The sequence below is a fragment of the Bradyrhizobium sp. F1.4.3 genome (genome assembly GCF_040548375.1).
GTDB lineage: Bacteria > Pseudomonadota > Alphaproteobacteria > Rhizobiales > Xanthobacteraceae > Bradyrhizobium.
The window spans coordinates 863807-883811 of record NZ_JBEPRN010000001.1; the positions used below are offsets into that span (position 1 = coordinate 863807).

Here is a 20005-nt window from a genome sequence, read left to right on the forward strand (position 1 = left end):
TGAAGCAATGGGATGCCTGCCATGGCAGACATCCGGATGTAGATCGGCGCAATCAGAACTTGGCCGTCGTGATGAGATAGAACGCTCGTCCCGGTGCGACCGCCACGAACGGCACGGCGCTGCGATAGAGGGTGTCGTAGTAGAGCTTGTTGGTGAGGTTCTGTGCGTAGAACTTCATGGTCCAGTTCTTGTCGATCTTCTTTTCGACGAACGCGTCGAAGCGCCAATAGCTCGGCAGCTCGTTGCCGGTATTGGCCGCGAACGTGCCGCCATAGACCTTCGAGCGGTACACCGCCTGCCCGCCGACTTCCCAGTCGCCGTCGAACTTGTACTTGGTGAGCATGCTGAACGACTGGTGAGCGACGTTGGCAAGCTGCAGACCGAGGTTTGAGGCGATGGTGCTCTGCGTGACCTTCGACTGCATCAGCACCAGCCCGCCGAAGATGCTCCAGCGGTCGGTGATCTTGCCCTCGGCCTCGATGTCGATGCCCTGGATCCGGTAGGCCGCGCCCGAGGTGAGCAGGCCCGCGGCGTTGGTCTCGCGCGCGTTGTCCTTCGTGGTCTGGAACAGCGCAGTGCTGACCAGCAGGTGACGATCCGCCAGCTCCCACTTGGTCCCGAGCTCGGCCGCCTTGTTGCGCTCGGGTCCCAGCAGAACAGTCGTATTGGCGGGAACACCACCGTAATCGGTGCCGGTTGCATCAAGCTCCGACCCGAACGGATTGGCCGAGGTTGCATAGGCGGCATAGATGCTGCCGATCGACGTCGGCTTGTAGACCAAGCCCAAATTGTAGTTCACCAGATCGGAGTTCATTTTCAGATAGGCGGAGTTGGTCGACGAGCTCATGTTGTAGCCGTCATAGCGGATGCCGCCGTTCAGGATGATCGTGTCCTGCCAGTTGGCGGTGTCCATGACGTACACGCTGCTGGTGTTGACGCCATAGCGCGTCGGATTGCCCGTCAGCGAAGGCGCGCCGAAGCCAGAGATATTCGTGTACTGAGGGGAGTAGAGATTGACCCCCGAGACCGCCCCGTTGCTCGTGAAGCCGGAGCCGGCCAGTTCCGACGCGAGACCCGAGTAACGGTCGATCGAGATGTTCTCGTTGGTGTATTCGACGCCAAACACCGCGGTGTGCTTGACCCCGCCGGTGTCGAGCTTGAAGGTGGCCTCGTTCTGGTTGGCCCACACATCCACGGTCTGGTAGCGGCTCTGCGCGCTCGCCGTCGTGGTCCACAGCAGCGGATTGAGGCTGGTCGTCACAGGGTTCTGCGGCAGCGTGCCGATATAGTTGAGCAGCGAGTGCTCGCCGCGCACCTTGCTGCTCAGGGTGATGGCGTCGTTGACCTTGTACTCGGCCGTCGCGGTGCCGAAATCCTGCCGCGCGGTCTGGAAGTCGCGGTTGAGGAAGCCGTACCAGCTACCGCGCGGAATGCCGGCCGACGTCACCGGCACGTTGCCCTGCTTGTAGTAGGGCACGCCGAAATCCGGCAGACCGCTGAGGTCGGTATGGACGTAGTTCGTCGTGATCTTGAGATCGTTGGTCGGGGTGTACTTGGTCGACAGGAAGGTGCCCCAGCGATCGTCAGTCACGTAGTTGCGGCCGGCGACGTTGGCGTCCTGGAACATGCCGCCGGTGCGCACCGAGAAGGTCGGATCGATGACCTGGTTGACGTCGAGCGTGACGCGCTTGGTCATGTCGGTGCCGAACTCGGTATCCATCCGCTTGAAGTTGACGTCGCCGGCCTGCTTGGTGACGATGTTGATGGCGCCGCCGGCGGTGCCGCGGCCGGCATAGGAGGATGCCGGTCCGCGCAAAATCTCGATCTGCTCGGTGAAGAAGTTCTCGCGAATCGAGACCGCGGGATCGCGGATGCCGTCGATGAAGACGTCATTGCGCGCGTCGAAGCCGCGGATGAAGAAGCGGTCGCCGAACGCGTTGCCGCCCTCGCCCGACCCCAGCGTCACACCGGCGGTCGAGCGCCCGATCTCCTTCAGCGTCGTGGCGTTCTTGTCTTCGAGCACTTCCTTGCTGAGCACCGTGATGGTCTTCGGCGTGTTCAGCATCGGCTCGGGAAACTTGCCGGAGGCCTGGACGTGGTCGACCTTGTAGGGCGCGGCCGGATCGGCATAGGGATTGCGATCGACGGCACCGCTCGCGCCCGGCGAGACGGCGGCGGACTGCTGCTGGGCCTGCTGGCGCTGTGCGGCACGCCGAAGCGCATTGCGCGCGCGGATATGTTCGGCCGTGGGCTTCGAGGCAGTCGGGCGCGGACGCTCGACCGGCGCATCGACCGTCACCGGCGGCAGGTTCGACTGCTGTGCCTGTGCACCGCTCGACACCGACGCCACCGCAATCAGGCCGGCGACGGCCGAGACCGCCTTGCCGGGATTTCCATCGAGCTTCTCGTCAACTGAATTTCCTCCCGCGATCGAACGCAACGATCGCGGAGCCATCGCCAGCCCCATTCCAACGCACCCCATCTCGAATTCGTCGATGCGCAACATGCGCGACGAACAATGAGGCGTTGCTATCGATCGCGAAAAATCAGGTCAATGCAGGGTGACCGGCAAGATCACTTGAATCCATCCAGTTCAAATCGATTCTAGAATTTCGATTTTGAAATCGTTGAAATGTCGCGCGACAAATCGATGCAGTCAGACACATCGGCGCTTGCCTTCGTGCATCACCTTGTGCCGCGCTCAGTCGCTGCTCGGCGGCTTCATCAGCGAGAACAATTCGTCGATGCTCTGCTGCGCGACCGCGCGTACGCGATTGCTGTTCTCCATGCCTGCGATGTTGACGCCGTTGACGACGGCTCTGATCTCGTCGCGGAAGTCGGTGAGAAAGCGCAAGGGATCGCGCTGCTCGTTGGCGACGCGCGCGATCAGCCCCGTGATCAGAATCTGACACGCGATCAGCTTGCCGTTCAGCTCGTCCATCCCGCACTCCATTTGTGGCGGCGTTGATATGGACGACGCTGATTTTCCTGACAACCGAAACGCCGCATCTCCGGATTAGAACCGTTCTCGCCAAGGCCAATCCGGCCAGCCCTTGCAAGCGCGGACGCTCGCTCCGCGCGCAGCCCTGCTCACGCGGTCTACGAGCACTGCCTATCTTTTGCACGCTACTCGTTCACGACGGGAAAATGCAGCACTGCACACCGTCGCGCCACCGGTTGCCTACGGGGTGCAAAGCTTTCCAATTGTTTAGGATTCTCAACCCATAGTGCTGTTTACACTGGAACTTGGCGTGTATTATACAAGCCTTGCTGGAACCCTTTGACAGCCCCACAATTCGTTGTTTTGGGCATACAAGCCGATACGATTAAAAATGAAAAAGTCACGGCCGATCCTGTGGATTCTCATCATCGCAGCCGTGGCCGTAGGTGGCTATTACGGCTGGCAGCGATTCTCGGCGCCTGAGGCCGGGAAAACCCAAACCGCGCAGAAAGGTCCGCCGCGGGCGCCCGCGGTGCCGGTGAGCGTCGCGCCGGTCCAGAAGGCCGACTTCCCGGTCTATCTGACCGGCCTTGGCACCGTGCAGGGCTTCAACACCGTACAAGTCCGGACCCGGATCGACGGCCAGATCGACAAGATCGCCTTCACCGAAGGGCAAATGGTCAACCAGGGCGACCTGCTGGTCGAGATCGATCCGCGTCCCTTCCAGGCCGTCCTCGACCAGGCCAAGGCCAAAAAGCAGCAGGACGAGGCCAATCTCGCCAACGCCAATCTCGACCTTCAGCGCTACACCAAGCTCGGCGAATTCGCGACGCGGCAACAGACCGATACCCAGCGCTCCACCGTGGCTCAGCTCACGGCCCAGATCGCCGCCGACGAGGCCGCGATCTCCAACGCCCAGACCCAGCTCGACTACACCCAGGTCAAGTCGCCGATCACCGGCGTCGCCGGCCTCCGCCAGGTCGATATTGGCAACATCGTCAACGCCTCGACCCAGACCGGCATCGTCACCATCGCCCAGGTCGAACCGATCACCGTGATCTTCACGGCGCCGGAGGATCAGCTTCCCTATATCAGCGAGGGCCAGAAGGGAGGCGCGCTCAAGGTGATCGCGCTCACAACCGACGGGAAAAAGACACTTGCCGAAGGTAAGCTTGCGGTCATCAACAACCAGGTCGATACGACCAGCGGGACTATTCGGCTCAAGGCGGTGTTCGTCAACAAGGAACACACGCTGTGGCCGGGACAGTCGGTTTCGACACGCCTTCTGGTGCGAACGTTGAAAGATGCGACCATCGTTCCCGATGACGCGGTCCAGCATTCAACCAATGGCCTCTACGCATATACCGTCGGCGCAGACAACAAGGCCGAGGTCCACAAGATCAAGGTGAGCTATTCCATCGACGGACGTTCGGTCGTCGACGAAGGGCTCAGCCCGGGTCAGCAGGTGATCACCGGCGGTCAATTCAAGGTACAGCCCGGAAGCATCGTCTCGACGGCGGTGGCGAGCTCGGATCCGGCACAGAACAAGGTTCGACAGGAATGACCGAGGGCGGGATTTCGGCACCCTTCATCCGTTATCCCATCGGCACCTCGCTGCTGATGGCCGGCATCCTCTTTGTCGGTCTTGTCGCCTATCCCCTGCTGCCGGTCGCGCCGCTACCGCAGGTGGACTTCCCGACCATCCAGATCACGGCCAACCTGCCGGGCGGCAGCCCGGAGACCATGGCTTCCTCGGTCGCGCAGCCGCTGGAGCGCCAGTTCGCCCAGATTCCCGGCATCGCGCAGATGACCTCCACAAGCTATCTGGGCACCGCGTCGATCACCATCCAGTTCGACCTCAACCGCAGCATCGATGGCGCCGCTAACGACGTGCAGGGTGCCATCAACGCCGCAAGCGGCCAGTTGCCGAAGAACCTGCCCTCGCCGCCGACCTACCGCAAGGTCAACCCGGCCGACGCCCCGATCCTCCTGTTGTCGGCGACGTCCGAGACTCTGCCGCTGACCACCGTCAGCGACGCGGTCGACGCCCAGCTGGCCCAGCAGATCAGCCAGCTTTCCGGCGTCGCGCAGGTCTTCATCGGCGGCCAGCAGAAACCCTCCGTCCGCGTCCAGGTCGATCCGGGCAAGCTCGTCGCCAAGGGCTTGTCGCTGGAGGACGTGCGCAGCGCGATCGCGATCACCACGGTCGACAGCCCCAAGGGCAATATCGACGGCGACAAGCGTGCCTATACAATCTACGCCAACGACCAGTTGCTGCAGTCCAAGGACTGGAACGACGTCATCATCGCCTATCGCAACGGCGGTCCGTTGCGGATCCGCGACATCGGCCAGGCGGTGACCGGCCCCGAAGACGCCAAGCAGGCGGCTTGGGCCAATGGCAAGCGCGGCGTGTTCCTGGTGGTGTTCAAGCAGCCCGGCGCCAATGTCATCGACACCGTCGACCGGATCAAGGCAACCCTGCCCCGTCTCGTCGCCGCGATTCCGCCCGCGATCAAGATCGAGGTCATCAGCGACCGAACCACGACAATCCGCGCCGCGGTCGAGGACGTCCAGTTCACGCTGCTCCTGACCATTTTCCTCGTGGTCATGGTCATCTTCGTCTTCCTGCGCAGCTTCTGGGCCACCGTCATCCCCACCATCACGGTTCCGCTGGCGCTGCTCGGCGCCTGCGCCCTGATGTGGGTGTTCGGCTATTCGCTCGACAATCTGTCGCTGATGGCGCTCACGATCGCAGTCGGATTCGTGGTCGACGACGCCATCGTGATGCTCGAGAACATCACGCGCTACATCGAGGAAGGCGAAAAGCCGCTCGCCGCCGCCTACAGAGGCTCGAAGGAAATCGGCTTCACCATCGTGTCGATCAGCATCTCGCTGGTCGCGGTGCTGATCCCGCTGCTGCTGATGGGCGGCATCATCGGACGCCTGTTCCGCGAATTCGCCGTCGTGCTGGCGATGACGATCTTCGTCTCGATGTTCGTGTCGCTGACGCTGACGCCGATGATGGCCTCGCGGTTCCTGCGCGCCCATGGCGAGGTGACCCACGGCAAGTTCTACCAGTGGAGCGAACGCGCCTTCGACGCGATGCTGCGCGGCTACGAATATGGACTCGATCACGCCCTGGCCTGGCGGCGCACCACGCTCACGATCTTCTTCGCGACCCTCGCCCTGTCGGTCTATCTGTTCATCCTGATCCCGAAGGGCTTCTTCCCGCAACAGGACGTCGGCCTGATCACCGCGACTTCGGAAGCCTCGCAGGACATTTCGTTCGCCGAGATGCAGCGGCGGCAGGTCGAACTCGGCAAGATTGTGCTGGAAGATCCCGACGTCGCCTCGTCGGCGATGAACATCGGCGGCAGCGGCCGGGCCGGCAACAACGGCAACATGTTCATCACCTTGAAGCCACGCAACCAACGCGAGGCGTCCGCGCAGCAGATCATCACGCGGCTGCGTCCCAAGCTCGAGAAGGTCGCCGGCGCCCGCCTTTATATGCAGGCGGCCCAGGACGTCCGCCTCGGCGGCCGTCCGACGCGCACGCAGTTCGAGTTCACCTTGCAGGACGCCGATCTCGGTGAGCTCAACGCGTGGGCGCCCAAGATTCTCGCCAAGATGCAAACGCTGCCGGAGCTGCGCGACGTCGCGACCGACCAGCAGACGCAGGGCACCACGGTCCAGCTCACGATCAACCGCGACACCGCCTCCCGCTACGGCATCCAGCCGCAGCTGATCGACGACACGCTCTATGACGCCTTCGGTCAGCGCCAGGTTGCCCAGTACTTCACGCAGCTCAACAGCTATCACGTGATCCTGGAAATCCTGCCGGAGATGCAGGGCAACCTCGATTCGCTGAACAAGCTCTATCTGAAATCGCCGCTGACCGGCGACCAAGTGCCGCTGTCGACGTTCGCGACCTGGACCACCGATCCGGTCCGGTCGCTCTCGATCAGCCATCAGGGCCAGTTCCCGGCGATCACGATCAGCTTCAACCTCGCCCAGGGCGTGGCGCTCGGCCAGGCCACAGAATCCGTGCAGAGGGCGATGGCGGATCTCGGCGCGCCGGCGACGCTCAATTCGAGCTTCCAGGGCACCGCGCAGGCGTTCCAGCAGTCGCTCGGCACCGTGCCGCTCCTGATCCTCGCGGCGCTGGTCGTGGTCTATCTGATCCTCGGCATCCTCTATGAGAGCTACATCCACCCGATCACGATTCTGTCGACCCTGCCCTCGGCCGGCGTCGGCGCGCTCGCGATCCTGATGGCTGCCGGCTTCGAGTTCAGCCTGATCGCGCTGATCGGCGTGATCCTACTGATCGGCATCGTGAAGAAGAACGGCATCATGATGGTCGACTTCGCCATCGCCGCCGAGCGCGACGGGCGCACGCCGGAGGAATCGATCCGCCAGGCCGCGCTGCTGCGCTTCCGTCCGATCATGATGACGACGATGGCGGCGCTGCTCGGCGGCGTACCGCTGATGCTCGGCCACGGCACCGGCGCCGAGATTCGCCAGCCGCTCGGCTACGCCATGGTCGGCGGCCTGATCGTCAGCCAGGCGCTGACGCTGTTCACCACCCCGGTGATCTATCTCTATCTCGACAAGTTCTCGAACCTGTTCTCGGGCCGCTCGGCCGAGGACGAAGGGCACGAGACGGCCGAGCACGGCACCGTCAAGGAAGCCGCCGAGTAAGCTTGCGCCGTCGCTTCCGCGACGCTACAGCGTGGCCCTCGGTTCACGCCAACGCGGTTACGCCATGCCCATGCAATCCAGACTTGTCGTCCTCGCCGCCGCTGTCCTGTTGTCGACCGGTGCTGCGTACGCCCAGCAGGGCGCCAAGAAGAACGCGGCTCCGCCGGCCCCGACGGCCGCACAACCCGCCCCGGCTCCGACCCAGCCGCCGGCTGATGGCGCGGCGGCCCCGCAGCCCGGCTGGATCGCGCGCTGCACCAGCGTCAGCCGCGACGCACCGCTGGAATGCGCGATCGAGCAGAACGCGGTGCTGACCAAGACAGGCCAGACCATCGTGCTGATCAATATCCGCATCGCGCCCGACACCCGCTCGCCGGTAGCGCTGCTTCAGTTGCCGCTCGGCCTCAATCTGCCCGTCGGCGCCAAGCTCCAGGTCGACGAGGGCAAGGCGGTCGACCTTCAAATCCAGACCTGCGAAAACCGTGGCTGCTACGCCTCGACGCCGATCGCACCGGATTTGCTTGCGGCCCTGCGGTCAGGCAAGCAGTTGAAGGTCTCCTTCCAGAACATGGCCAAGGAGACGATCGCGATCCCGATGCCGCTCAACGATTTTGCGACGGCCTACGACAAGATCAAGTAACAAACGTCTCCCTCAGCTACTGCCGCGCCATCTGCGCGTTGCCGACGGCCTCGCCGTCGAGCGTCTGGTCGTTGTGCATGGTGACGGTGACGCGCAACAGCCGGCCCTCGAACGCAAACGGCGCCGCGTAGTGCGATACGGGGCTACCGCGGTCGCGGCCGATATCGAGGCCGGACCACGAGATCAGCGTGTGGAAGCCGAGCTGGGTCTGGAGCGATCCGGCCGGCTCGCCGTCGATCAGCAGCGTATAGTCGGTCACGCCGGTGCGCGAGCCCTTGGCCGGCGCCTCTTTGCGCACGAGTCGCTCGACATGGACGCCGAGCCTCCGCCCGCCTGACGGTACCTTGCGCCCCGAGCGCACGATCTGGTGGCTGCCGCCGATATTGAGGTCGTGCACGAGATGGCCGTCCTTGACGTAGAGGCTATAGCCCGAGGTCGCATCGCCATGCGAGATCAGCACGCCATTTGCGCCCACTTCGTCGATCTCGACATGGGCCTCGATCGTGTAGCTGCGGCTGCGCACGTCGGGTGCAACGTCGGTCGGCACATGCCCCATGCCGGCGTGAAAAACGAAAAGATGTCGAGCGCCGTGGAAGCGTGCTGCGTTCTCCGCGAAGCGCGGCCCGAAACGATCATCGAGCGGCAGCACGTTGTGCTTCTCGGCCTCTCTCCACCACGTCGCAATCAGCTGGCCGAGGCGCTCCGGCTCCTTCGTCGCGAGATCATTGGTCTCGGAAAAATCCCGGTCGAGATGGAACAGCTCCCATTTGTCGTTCTCGAATGGCGTGCCCGGCGGATGATAGGCGACCGCCTTCCATCCGCCATGCCAGAGGCCACGATGGCCGAACATCTCGAAATATTGCGGCGAGCTTTTTGAGGGCGCGGCCGCATCCGTGATCGAACGCGCAAAACTCTCGCCTTCGAGCGGCATCTGCCTGCAGCCCGCGATCGCGCTGGGCGCCTCGATACCGACCAGCTCCAGCAGCGTCGGCGTCAGGTCGCTGGCATGCACGAACTGATGGCGTAACTCGCCTCTCGCTGCGATGCGCTTCGGCCAGTTGACGACGAAGGGATCGCGGATGCCGCCGCCATGGGTGTTCTGCTTGTAGCGCCGCAGCGGCGTGTTCGAGGCCATCGCCCAGCCATGCGGGAAATTGCTGTGCGTGTCCGGCCCGCCGATGTCGTCGATGCGGGCGAGCTTTTCGGCGATCGGCTCCGGCTTGAAGTTGAACGGCCCCATAGCGTTGACGAAGCCGAGCGGCCCGCCCTCCTGGCTCGCGCCATTGTCCGACATCACGATGATCATCGTGTTGTCGCGAATGTCAGCCGTCTCCAGGAATTCAACCAGCCGCGCCAGATGCCGGTCGGAATGGTCGAGCATGCCTGCGAAAGCCGCCTGCAAGCGCGTGAACACGCGGCGCTCGTCGGCTGAATGGTCCTCCCAGGCTTTGACGCCGTCATTGCGCGCCGGCATCCGCGTGTCCGGCGGCACCAGTCTCATCGCCTTCTGGCGCGCCAGACGCTGCTCGCGCTCGACGTCCCAGCCGTGCGCAAACGAAGCGTCGTAGCTTCGGATGATATCGGCCGGCGCTTGGTGCGGCGCGTGGCAGGCGCCCAACGCGACCCATGTGAGCCAGGGGATATCGGGGCGATCGGCGTGGTGATCGCCGATGAAGCGGATGGCCTGGTCGATCAGGTCCTCGGTCAAATGATAGCCGTCGGCGTAAGTGCCCGGAGGATCAATATGCGTGTTGTCGGAAACGAGCTCGGGCGCGTACTGGTCCGTTTCTGCGTCGAGGAAGCCGTAGAAGCGGTCAAAACCGCGGCCGAGCGGCCAGCCGTCGAACGGACCGGTGGCGCCGCTCTCGGTCAGCGGCGTGACGTGCCATTTGCCGATCATGTAGTTGCGATAGCCGCGCTCACGCAGCATCTCGGCGAGCGTCCCCGCCTCGCGCGCGATCTTGCCGCGATAGCCGGGATAGCCGGAATCGAAATTGGCGAGACAGCCGACGCCGACGGAATGGTGGTTGCGCCCGGTGAGCAGCGCCGCCCGCGTCGTCGAGCACATCGCCGTGGTGTGGAATCCACTGTAGCGCAGGCCCTCCGCGGCGAGCTTGTCGATGGTCGGCGTCTTGATCGCCGAGCCATAGCAGCCGAAATCGGAGAAGCCGACATCGTCGAACAGCACGACGAGGATGTTCGGCGCACCCTCGGGCGGCCTCGGCGCCTCCGGCCACCAGGGTTTTGACTCCGCGACCGTCTTGCCGACTGTGCCGCCAAACGGCGTGCCGCTGCCTGCGCTCATCGGATCCTCCCCTGCTTGCTGCGTGAGCCGCACGGTTGACCCGCAGCCCGGCTACGCCTAAATTATAATCCGAATTATGGTTATGATTTAGGCCGGATGCAAGCACGGATGCGGCTACGTTCAGACGAGCCCGAGCCTCGCGATCTCGACTTGCCGGGCGTCGCCCCGTCGCGCCAGAAGCGCAGCCGCGAAACCACGCTGGCGCTGCTGCGCGCCGGCGCCGACATGCTGCGCACGCGCAGCCTTGCCGAACTCTCGATAGAGGCCCTCTGTGCCGAGGTCGGTGCCACCGTCGGTGCCTTCTACAGCCGTTTCGAGAGCAAGGAGGCTTATTTCAACGCGCTGATGGCGCTGGCCGCGCGCGACGGCGAGCAGCGGCTGGTGGAGATCAGGCGGCCGTCACCCGGGACAGACCTCGACAAGCTCTGCCAAATCGTCGTCAGCGGCATCATCGTCTGGATGCGCAACCACGAGGGCGTGCTCCGCGCTGCGCTTCAGCATGACGACACCCGCCCGGACAAATGGACCGCGTTCAAGGCTCTCGCAAGAGCGACCACCGACCGCGCCACCCCTCTGCTGCTGCCCGCCATGGGCAAGAGCCGCATGGCCGCAAAGAGGCGCGCCATCGCGTTCGGATTCCAGGTCGTGCTGGGAACGCTTGTCAATGCGATCCTCAACGATCCCGGACCACTGTCGCTTCAGTCCAAGGAAATGGAGACGCGGCTCGCCAATTGCCTGTTGCTGCTGCTTCAGGTCGAGGTCAATCACCCCACTCCCAAATAGGCCTTCTGCACCTGCGGATCTTCCGCGAGCGCCGCCGCCGTGCCGGACAGCACGCTCTTGCCGACCTGGAGCACGGTCGCGAAGTCCGAGACTTCCAGCGCGAGCTCGATCGACTGCTCGGCGAGCAGGATGGTGAGGCCTTCGCGATGCAGGCGGCCGAACGTCTCGTACATGGACTCGACCACCGCCGGCGCGAGGCCGAGCGAGGGCTCGTCGAGCATCAGGAGCTTCGGGTCGCTCATCAGCGCGCGGCCGACCGCGAGCATCTGCCGCTCGCCGCCCGACATGGTGCCGGCGCGCTGATTGCGGCGCTCCTTCAACCGCGGAAAGATCTCGTAGACGCGCTCGAGCAGCGCGGCCTTGCGCGACTTGTCGTGCAGCGGCGTTGCGCCGAGCATGAGGTTGTTCTCGACGCTCTGCTGCACGAACAGTCGCCAGCCTTCCGGCGACAGCGCCAGCCCCTTGCGCACGATCGCGAACGCCCTCTCGCCCGCAATGTCCTCGCCGCGAAAGCTGATCGTGCCGGAATGCACGGGAATGAGGCCCGCGATGGCGTTCAGCGTCGTGGTCTTGCCGCCGCCGTTGGAGCCGAGCAACGCCACGACGCTGCCCTCGGGCACCTCCAGCGAGACGTCGGAGACGCCGATGAGGTCGCCATAGCGCACCTCGAGGTGCTCGATCCTAAGCAGCGGCCCGCTCATAGATCCGGCCCGCCCATCAGCTCGACCGGCGTGTGGCCGGCGGCCGCCTTCGCGGCGCGCGTGCCGAGATAGGCCGCGATCACGGCCGGATTGGACGTCACCTCGCGCGGCGAACCGTGGGCGATCTCCTTGCCCTGGTGGAACACCATCACGCGGCTTGCGAGCGACATGATCACTTCCATGATGTGTTCAACGATGACGAGGGTGATGCCGGAGCGATGGATGTCGCGCACGAGATCGATGGCGAGCTTGACCTCATGTGCGTTGAGGCCGGCCATGGCTTCGTCGAGCAGCAGCACTTTCGGCTCGGTCGCAAGTGCGCGTGCGATCTCCAGCCGCTTGCGGCCGGGTGTGCCGAGCGAACGCGCCGGCGTGTCCGCGAGTCTGCTCATACCGACGCGCTCCAACACGGCGCGTGCTCTTGTTTCGGCTTCCTTACGGTGCGAGGTGCGCAGAAAGGCGCCGATCATGACATTCTCGAGCACCGTCATGCCCTCAAAGGTCTGCGGCACCTGGAAGGTGCGAGCGAGGCCGAGCCCGGCGCGCAGCTCCGGCGTGAAGTCGGTGATGTCGTATCCCTCGAACATTACCCGGCCGGAGGTGGTCTTGAGATCGCCGGTGAGGCAATTGAAGAAGGTGGATTTTCCCGCGCCGTTCGGCCCGATCAGGCCGAGAATGTCGCCCTGCTCCAAGGTCACCGAAGCATCGTCCACCGCCTTGAAGCTGCCGAACGCCTTGATGATTGATCGCGCTTCAAGAAGCATGGCCTGCTCCCGCATCGGCACCAGGCTTTCTTCGCCGTGTGAACAGGCTGAGGATTCCGCCCGGCTGGAAGCGCGCGATCAGCACGATGATCGCACCATAGACCACGAAGGTCAGTCCGGCGCCCCTGCCACCGAGCCAGCTGTTGGAGATTTCCTCCAGCGGCACCAGGATCGCAGCGCCCACCAGCGGTCCGAACAGCAGCCCTGCTCCGCCGAGCGCCGCCATGATCAGGATTTTCACCGAGATCAGGATGCCGAGACCGGACTCAGGGTCAACAAAGCCGAACATCATCGCATAGAGCGCGCCGGCAACGCTCGTCAGCGCGGCGCTCAGCATGTACGCGTAGAGCTTGGTCCGGCTCGCAGGCGCGCCGAGCGAACGCGCAGCGCGCTCGGAATCCTTGATCGCGCGCAGATAAAATCCCATCCGGCTGTTGGTCATCCACCAGGTGATCAGAAGCGTGATCGCGAGGGTGGCCAGGAACAGATAGTAGTAGGGCAGCGACGACAGGAACGAGAGATCGAAGATGTTGCGCGGCACGGTCGGACCCGAGAGGCCGACGGCTGCGCCGAGCCAGTCGGTGTTGGTGACGATCAGCCGCATCGTCTCCGCGACTGCGATCGTCGCCATGCTGAAATAGTGGCCGGACAAGCGCAGCGTCGGCACGCCGATGATCGCGGCAAGCCCCACCGCCAGCACGATGCCGCCGGGGATGCCGAACAACGGCGACAGGCCGAACTTGGCGTAAGACCCCATCGCGGCATAGGCGCCGCAGCCGAAGAACACGACATGGCCGACCGAAACCTGGCCGGCATAGCCGCCGACGATGTTCCACGCGGAAGCCGCAATCGCATACAGCAGCACCAGCGCGCCAAGGCGCTGCTGGAACGGCGAGGACAGCAGCAGCGGATAGGCGATCGCAAATGCTGCGATGACCGACAGCCAGATCAAGCGCCGCATCAGATCTTCCCCATCAAGTCTTGCCCATCAGGTCTTGCCCATCAGGCCTTGCGGCCGGAACCAGAGGAAGAGCAGGAACAGGACATAGACGATGATGTCCTTGTAGACCGCGCCGATCAGATAGCCGGACAGCGACTCGATCACGCCGATCAGGAGCCCTGCGACGAGCGCGCCGGGCACACTGCCGAAGCCGCCGAGGGAGACCGTGACGAAGGCCACGATGCTGAGCGTCTCGCCGACCGTCGGCACGATGTAGAAGAAATTCGCGATCAGCGCGCCGGCAAGACCCGTCGCCCCTGCCGCGATTGCCCAGGCGATCGCTTGCATGGTGTCGGGCCGGATGCCCATCAGCTGCGCCGCAGTCGCATCCTCGGCCACCGCCAGCATTTTGGAGCCGAGCGAGGTGCGCGTCAGCAGCAGATGCAGGCCGAGCGTCACCAGCAGCGCGACCATGCCGGCCAGCAGCCGCGAGGCCTCGATGCGGAGCCCTGCGACCGCAAAAGTACCGCCGACGATGTTTTGCGGCATCGACAGAAAATTGGCGCCGAACCACCAGAACACCGAGTAGCGCAGCAAGAGCGCCAGCCCGAAGGTGCCGAGGATCTGCGCCAGCATCGGCCCCTTCATGATGTCGCGGATCAGGGCGAAATAGACCACGACGCCGACGGTCGCGAGCACCAGCGTGGCCAGCGGCGCGCCGAGGATCGGCCCTCCCCCCAACAGGGTGTAGACGACATAGGCGACGTACATGCCGAGCATGACGAAATCGCCATGCGCGAAATTGACGATGTTCATCATGCCCCACACCAGCGTGAGGCCCGAGGAAAACAGGGCGTAGACGGCGCCAAGCAGAAGCCCGCCGACAATCACCTGCACGAGTACAAAGGACATGAGCCGCGTTGCTCTGATCAAATCATCTTGGAAATGGCGAGGCGCGCGGTCCCGCCATCAAAAATCTCACCAGCCCTTGTAGGGCAGCACCGGTGCCTTCTCGGCGCTGGCCTTCGGCCACACCGCAGTGTAGTTCTCGCCGTCCTGAAGCTGGATGATCAGGCCGGAGGCAAGGGTGTTCTGGCCCTTGTCGTCGAACTTCACGCCCTTGTAGCCCATCATCAACTGCTCGGGCTTCAGGTCGGTCGCCTTCAGCGCCGCCTGGATCTTTGCAGGATCGGTCGAGCCGGCCCGGTCGATCGCGTCGGCCAGCACGAAGAAGCCTTGCATCTGGCGGCCGACCGTGTCGTCCATCTCCTCGCCGCTCTTCTTCTTGTACATGTCCGCGATGATGGCCGACGGCGAGCCGGCGGGACCGACCGACCATGACGAGCGGTTGAACACGCCCTGCGAGATCTTGCCGACAGCCTTGATGAAGGACGGATCGGAATAGCCGGCGTCGTCGGCGAGCAGGATCGCCGGCTTGTAGTCAAGCGACTGCATGGTCTTGGCGAACAGGATCGCATCCGACGTGTAGCTGATCATGATGATGACGTCGGGCTTCTTGTCCTTGAGCTGGAGCACCTGGCCCTGCACGTCGGTCGCGTTGACGGGGTAAGCGACGTCGAGCGCGACCGGCTGCCCCTTCTCCTTGAAGGCGGTGCTGATGGTGTTGGCGACCGAGGTGCCGTATTCGGTGTTGTCGTGGACCAGCGCGATCGCATCGGTCTTGGCGCCGGACGCCTTCATGTCGGCGAGGAAGTCGACATAGGCCTTGGCGAAATCGGTCGCGATCGGCGTGGTGCGGAAGAACCATTTGAAGCCGCGTTCGGTGAGATTGGCGGCGACCGACTCCGAGTTGAGATAGGGAATGCCGTATTTCTCGGCGATGGCGCTCGAGGTCAGTGTGATCCCGGATTGGTAAGCGCCGAACACGGCCGCGACCTTGTCCTCCGTGATCAGCCGCAGCGCCTGGTTCTGACCGGTTGCCGGGTTGCCCTGGTTGTCGGCAAAGACGGCCTCGATCTTGGCGCCGCCGAGGCCGGCAAGGCCTGCGTTCTTCGCCAGCGGGAGATTGCCGAGTTCGGGATGGGCGCTGTTGATGATGTCCATGGCGACTTCAATCGCCGCCTTGGCGTGAGCGCCGATCGAGGCAGTGCCGCCGGACATCGGCATGATCACGCCGATCTTGACCACCTTGTCCTCGGCCCGCGCGCCCGCGGCAAGCGCAAGGGACATTGCAGCCGCGCAAAGCAGCCCGGTGACGTGCTTCAATGTCATGAAATCAGACCTCCCAAAGGGCTTCCCCAACCAAGATTTTTTGGAAGCTGTGGGCTTAAGCGCCCGCTTCCGTTTGATTATGCCTGGCTGCGAGAGGATGGCATGCCAGCAGGGAACCGGCAAGGTGAAACGGATTGCGACGATGCTGCATAAGGAAGCACAGATTGCGGCGCGCGCAGGCGGCGTTCAATCTGGCGTCGATTGGTGTGAATGAGACAACTGCTCTGATGCGCAGGCTGGGTTAGCCTTGCGGCTGCGCGAAGCGCAGTCCGCTGGCGTAACCCACCGCTGTCTGTCTCCGCGGAAACGCAAGTTGGCGGGTTACGCTAACCTCCTACGAAGCGTGCCATCATCCCGCGCCATCGCGCGCCTGCAAGAGCGTCGTGAAGCCGCCATAGATCATGCGCTTGCCATCGAACGGCATGTCGGCTCCCTTGAGCCGCGGGTCCGCCATCACCTTCTTGTTGACGGCGTCGCGGGTCTCCCGGTCGCGGTAGACGATCCAGGAGAACACCACGACCTCGTCCTCCTTCGCCAGCACCGCGCGCGGAAACGAGGTCAGCTCGCCATAGGGCACGTCGTCACCGATGCACTCGACATAATCGAGCGCGCCATGCTCCATCCAGACCGCGCAGGCGATTCGCGCCAGCACCTTGTAGGCCTCGATCTTGTCCTTCGGCACGGCCAGCACGAAACCATCGACATAAGGCATCACGGATCTCCCTGGGTTGTGTGTCCCAAAGGACGATCCGATGCCCGGCAATCCGACTCGCGAAGGCGATGTTCAGATGAGGCAAACCGTCGCGAACGGCGGCGCGGCGAGCCGCCCGCAACCAGCGATCCCACGACCAACACGCCCCGATGTGGACTGCAAAACACCAGTGCACCGCAGCGCTTGCCAGCCCACGGCCGAGCGGGTAGAAACCCTCCACGCCTGAGCCGTGATTTGCGCGATGAGCGCCGTCGGCCGCAGTCGGACAAATCAGCAAGATATTGATTTTGTTCGACTATTCCGTTGGGGAATGGTGTAACGGTAGCACAACAGACTCTGACTCTGTTTGTCTTGGTTCGAATCCAGGTTCCCCAGCCAATCGCGCCCTCGTCCAGCTCGACCGTGCCGCGACCACCTGCAATCGCGCCACCAACGGATTCAATCAGGCCTCCAGCGCCATTTTGACAAAGTCCTTCAACTGGAAAACGGCGCCGGTCGGCGGCTTCCAATCTGGACTTTCGTTGAGGTAGGAGCCGCTGTCGGCGAACAACAGGCCGAGAAACACCTCGGCGACGATGCGACCGCCGACCGGACCAAGCTGCGGCGTGTTGACCTTCATATTTGCCTCAGTGACCGGCAGCGTGGGCGCCGGCGTTTGCAGGTTCTGCATGGCCTCCGCCAGGATGTAGGTCCACAAGGGACAATTCTTAGCGAAGGCGGCCCCGGCCACTTTGACGATGTTGTCCGGCTTTCCCCCATCAACGGCCTGCCCAATCAAAATGTGATCGTCATGGAGTACGGGCGCACCCATGCGGACCGCAACGTCCTGCCCCGTCGGCAGATTGAATTCGCGGCTGCGCTTCAAATTTCGCAGAGCCAGCGATGACGGATTGGAAGCGACTGCGGGCGGAAGACTGCCGAGCGGATCGACGAGCGCAGTGTCGATGCGATAGGCGAACTGCAAGCGTTTGAAGTTGGCGACCTTGTGCTTGTCGTCCAAGATCTTCGATCCGTAGCTTCGCGTGTCGATATCGATGAACCGGCCCCAGTCGATCCCCCAATCGGTGATCAGCTTGCGGAAGCCGGTGAACCCTTCCGGGAAGCCTGGCTCCTTCTCCGCCGGCAAAGGAAATATCGGCAGCAGAGTCGCATCGTTCAATCGATAGCCGGGCCGAACCATCGAATGTCCGAGCCGGTAGGCGGCGATGGAGAACTCCACCGGCATGAAGGGCGAGGCAAGCTTGGTGAAGAAGGCCAATTTCTTGCGGTCGTAGTGCGCACCTGTCTTCAGGGCTGACAGGACATCCTTGTTGATGATGCGCGGGAGAAAATCAGTCACCACCATGTATTGGTAGTGGTGCCGCACGAGCCTCTGAACTTCCTGGAATTCCTGATGCGGGTGTTTTGCTACGAAACGATTGTGAAATCGCAAGAACAACCCCTGGAGCTGGGAGACAATGCTGTTCTCGTCGTTTCGGGGGTCGCCGATCAGAGCCCGGCCCGCACCATTGCGCTGGAGATCTCGCGCACCGGCAGAACCGAGCGTCAACGGATCGCCGAGCAAGAAGGACTTCTGATCCGCATCGTACATATACGGCTGATCGCCGGGGCCCCGCCCGTAGACATTGTCGAGATCCAGCGCCGGCGTCCGGAAGTCGATCGTTGCAGTAGGATCCTTCTGCTTTTGAAAGCTCCCATCCGGGTCGAACGTCAGGTCGTGATCGATGAACTGGCCAAGATAGGTATAGAGCGCTGGAATGCCGCTCTCCTCATCGTCGGCACCGTCCTTCGGCGGATCAAATGGGGACACCATCGCGTCGGCAAGCTTGCGGAAATTGTGGTCCTCTTCTGTACTCGTACTTCCGTACGTCGCTCCCTTTAATTCTGGAAACAGGCGGCCGAACCTGCCCTGAAAGCTCGGATCGGCTCCCGCCGCCGCGAGTCCACGAATGAGCGAGCTGTGCTTTGCCACCATGACGGCGTTCCTATCGAAAAAGTGTTTGCGGAAAAATTGAATGCACGAATCTTCGACGCGCGAAGACAGCGCGAAATGCGCACATACGTCTTCGACGATCGATCGTTACTAGTAAAAGCAATTAACGCCCTTAGATTGTATCAAATCCAAGGAGCAATCAAGGTGGTGCCGCGCCTTTTTTGGGTCGCGGCGTGTCGTTTTATCGAGCAGACGCTAGGGAGGCTGCTGACCGACTAATGTTGGCCCCCACATCCCCGGGCCATAATTGTGTGATGCCACACGAGCGACTTTCGCCCCCTACTCCAGCTTGATGTTCGCGGCCGCGGTCACCTTCTTCCACCGCTCGGTCTCGGAGTCGATGTAGGCCTTGAAGGGTTCGGAATCGACCGCGACTGCGACGGCGCCGAGCTCGGCCATTTTCTGCACGGTGTCAGGCTGTTGCATGAAGGCGCGGATCTCGGCCGAGAGCTTTTCGACGATCGGCTTCGGCGTGGCGGCGGGGACGAAGAAGCCGTGCCAGGCCACGGCCTCGAAGCCCGGCAGGAATTCGGCGACTGCGGGGACCTCGGGATCGAACGCGGCGCGCTTGGGCGTTGCGGTTGCGAGCAGCGCAAGCTGGCCGGTCTTCACCTGCGGCAGCAGCAACGGCACGTTGTCGAAAGCGAGATCGATCTGGCCACTGAGGAGATCCGTCAGCATCTGGCTCGAGCCCTTGTAGGGCACGTGCACCATCTTGGTGCCGGTCATCTGCTGAAACAGCTCGCCGGCGAGATGCTGCGAGGTGCCGACGCCGGCCGAGCCGAATGAGACCTTGTCCGGGTTCGCCTTCAGATAGGCAATCAGCTCCGGCACGGTCCGCGCCTTGATCTTGTCGGGGTTCACGACGAGCACGTTGGGCACGACGCTGATCTGGGCGACCGACACCAGATCCCTGTCCGGCTGGTAGCTGAGCTTCGGCCCATAGAGCGACGGGTTGATCGCGAGCGCCGACGTACTGGCCAGGCCGATCGTGATGCCGTCCGGCGCCGACTTCGCCAGCCGCGTCACGCCGAGGATGGAGCCGGCACCGCCGACATTCTCGACCACGAACGGCTTGCCGAGTTTCATCTGCAAATGGTTGGAGACCATGCGCGCGAAGATGTCCGCGGTGCCGCCGGCGGCAAAGGGCACGATCACCGTCACCTGCTTGGACGGATAGCCGTCCTGCGCCTTCGCCGGCGACGTCGCCAGCAGCATGACTGAGGCAAGAACAAGCCACATCGATCTCATCGAAGTTTCCTCTACTTTCACTGTGTTGTTGATTGATTGCCGCGC

The 20005-nt window shown here is 63.3% G+C and carries 16 protein-coding genes and 1 tRNA gene; 6 read left to right on the plus strand and 11 right to left on the minus strand.

The genetic code is table 11. The features are described from left to right. Nucleotides 1–52: 52 nt before the first annotated feature. Nucleotides 53–2467, minus strand: coding sequence for a TonB-dependent receptor (locus tag ABIB73_RS04275; protein ID WP_354221730.1), 2415 nt, complete (start codon nt 2465–2467; stop codon nt 53–55). Nucleotides 2468–2701: 234 nt separating this feature from the next. Next, complete coding sequence (locus ABIB73_RS04280) at nt 2702–2941, minus strand: hypothetical protein (protein ID WP_354221732.1); 240 nt, start codon at nt 2939–2941, stop codon at nt 2702–2704. A 391-nt stretch (nt 2942–3332) separates the two neighbouring features. Here ABIB73_RS04280 and ABIB73_RS04285 point away from each other — a divergent pair, with 391 nt between their 5' ends. The 3 genes from ABIB73_RS04285 (at nt 3333) to ABIB73_RS04295 (ending at nt 8279) form a co-directional block, all read left to right on the plus strand. Beyond that, complete coding sequence (locus ABIB73_RS04285) at nt 3333–4505, plus strand: efflux RND transporter periplasmic adaptor subunit (protein WP_354221734.1); 1173 nt, start codon at nt 3333–3335, stop codon at nt 4503–4505. Next, a complete protein-coding gene (locus ABIB73_RS04290; protein WP_354221736.1) occupies nt 4502–7639 on the plus strand; it encodes an efflux RND transporter permease subunit in 3138 nt (1045 codons plus the stop codon). Before ABIB73_RS04285 ends, ABIB73_RS04290 begins: the two co-directional genes overlap by 4 nt. Nucleotides 7640–7703: 64 nt before the next feature. Then, nucleotides 7704–8279 (plus strand): invasion associated locus B family protein, encoded by a 576-nt coding sequence (locus ABIB73_RS04295; protein WP_354221738.1) that lies wholly within the window; start codon nt 7704–7706, stop codon nt 8277–8279. A gap of 16 nt (nt 8280–8295) precedes the next feature. Here ABIB73_RS04295 and ABIB73_RS04300 read toward each other — a convergent pair whose 3' ends face one another. Next, the gene (locus ABIB73_RS04300) at nt 8296–10584 is read right to left on the minus strand and encodes an arylsulfatase (protein ID WP_354221740.1); all 2289 of its coding nucleotides are present in this window, start codon (nt 10582–10584) and stop codon (nt 8296–8298) included. 108 nt (nt 10585–10692) lie between these two features. On the opposite strand from ABIB73_RS04300, the gene ABIB73_RS04305 reads away from it, so the two are divergent. Then, a complete protein-coding gene (locus tag ABIB73_RS04305) occupies nt 10693–11367 on the plus strand; it encodes a TetR/AcrR family transcriptional regulator (RefSeq protein WP_354221742.1) in 675 nt (224 codons plus the stop codon). Here ABIB73_RS04305 and ABIB73_RS04310 read toward each other — a convergent pair. From ABIB73_RS04310 to ABIB73_RS04330, 5 genes are all read right to left on the minus strand, one after another. Continuing rightward, complete coding sequence (locus tag ABIB73_RS04310; RefSeq protein ID WP_354221744.1) at nt 11349–12068, minus strand: ABC transporter ATP-binding protein; 720 nt, start codon at nt 12066–12068, stop codon at nt 11349–11351. The genes ABIB73_RS04305 and ABIB73_RS04310 overlap by 19 nt on opposite strands. Beyond that, the gene (locus ABIB73_RS04315; protein ID WP_354221746.1) at nt 12065–12832 is read right to left on the minus strand and encodes an ABC transporter ATP-binding protein; all 768 of its coding nucleotides are present in this window, start codon (nt 12830–12832) and stop codon (nt 12065–12067) included. The genes ABIB73_RS04310 and ABIB73_RS04315 overlap by 4 nt, the downstream gene beginning before the upstream one ends. After that, a complete protein-coding gene (locus ABIB73_RS04320) occupies nt 12822–13793 on the minus strand; it encodes a branched-chain amino acid ABC transporter permease (protein WP_354221748.1) in 972 nt (323 codons plus the stop codon). The genes ABIB73_RS04315 and ABIB73_RS04320 overlap by 11 nt, the downstream gene beginning before the upstream one ends. 27 nt (nt 13794–13820) lie before the next feature. After that, complete coding sequence (locus ABIB73_RS04325; protein ID WP_354221750.1) at nt 13821–14684, minus strand: branched-chain amino acid ABC transporter permease; 864 nt, start codon at nt 14682–14684, stop codon at nt 13821–13823. Between the two features lie 66 nt (nt 14685–14750). Next, on the minus strand, nt 14751–16004 hold the full coding sequence (locus tag ABIB73_RS04330) for an ABC transporter substrate-binding protein (protein ID WP_354221752.1): 1254 nt from the start codon (nt 16002–16004) through the stop codon (nt 14751–14753). On the opposite strand from ABIB73_RS04330, the gene ABIB73_RS04335 reads away from it, so the two are divergent. After that, the gene (locus tag ABIB73_RS04335; RefSeq protein ID WP_354221754.1) at nt 16003–16218 is read left to right on the plus strand and encodes a hypothetical protein; all 216 of its coding nucleotides are present in this window, start codon (nt 16003–16005) and stop codon (nt 16216–16218) included. The two genes, ABIB73_RS04330 and ABIB73_RS04335, sit on opposite strands and share 2 nt — an antisense overlap. Nucleotides 16219–16353: 135 nt before the next feature. On the opposite strand, the gene ABIB73_RS04340 is transcribed toward ABIB73_RS04335, so the two are convergent. Next, nucleotides 16354–16716 (minus strand): DUF1428 domain-containing protein, encoded by a 363-nt coding sequence (locus ABIB73_RS04340; RefSeq protein WP_354221756.1) that lies wholly within the window; start codon nt 16714–16716, stop codon nt 16354–16356. Between the two features lie 304 nt (nt 16717–17020). Here ABIB73_RS04340 and ABIB73_RS04345 point away from each other — a divergent pair. Then, nucleotides 17021–17094: transfer RNA gene (locus tag ABIB73_RS04345), tRNA-Gln, on the plus strand. Nucleotides 17095–17158: 64 nt separating this feature from the next. Here the strand turns inward: ABIB73_RS04345 and ABIB73_RS04350 are convergent. Further along, a complete protein-coding gene (locus tag ABIB73_RS04350; RefSeq protein WP_354221758.1) occupies nt 17159–18691 on the minus strand; it encodes a peroxidase family protein in 1533 nt (510 codons plus the stop codon). 297 nt (nt 18692–18988) lie between these two features. After that, on the minus strand, nt 18989–19960 hold the full coding sequence (locus ABIB73_RS04355) for a Bug family tripartite tricarboxylate transporter substrate binding protein (protein ID WP_354221760.1): 972 nt from the start codon (nt 19958–19960) through the stop codon (nt 18989–18991). Between the last annotated feature and the right edge of the window lie 45 nt (nt 19961–20005).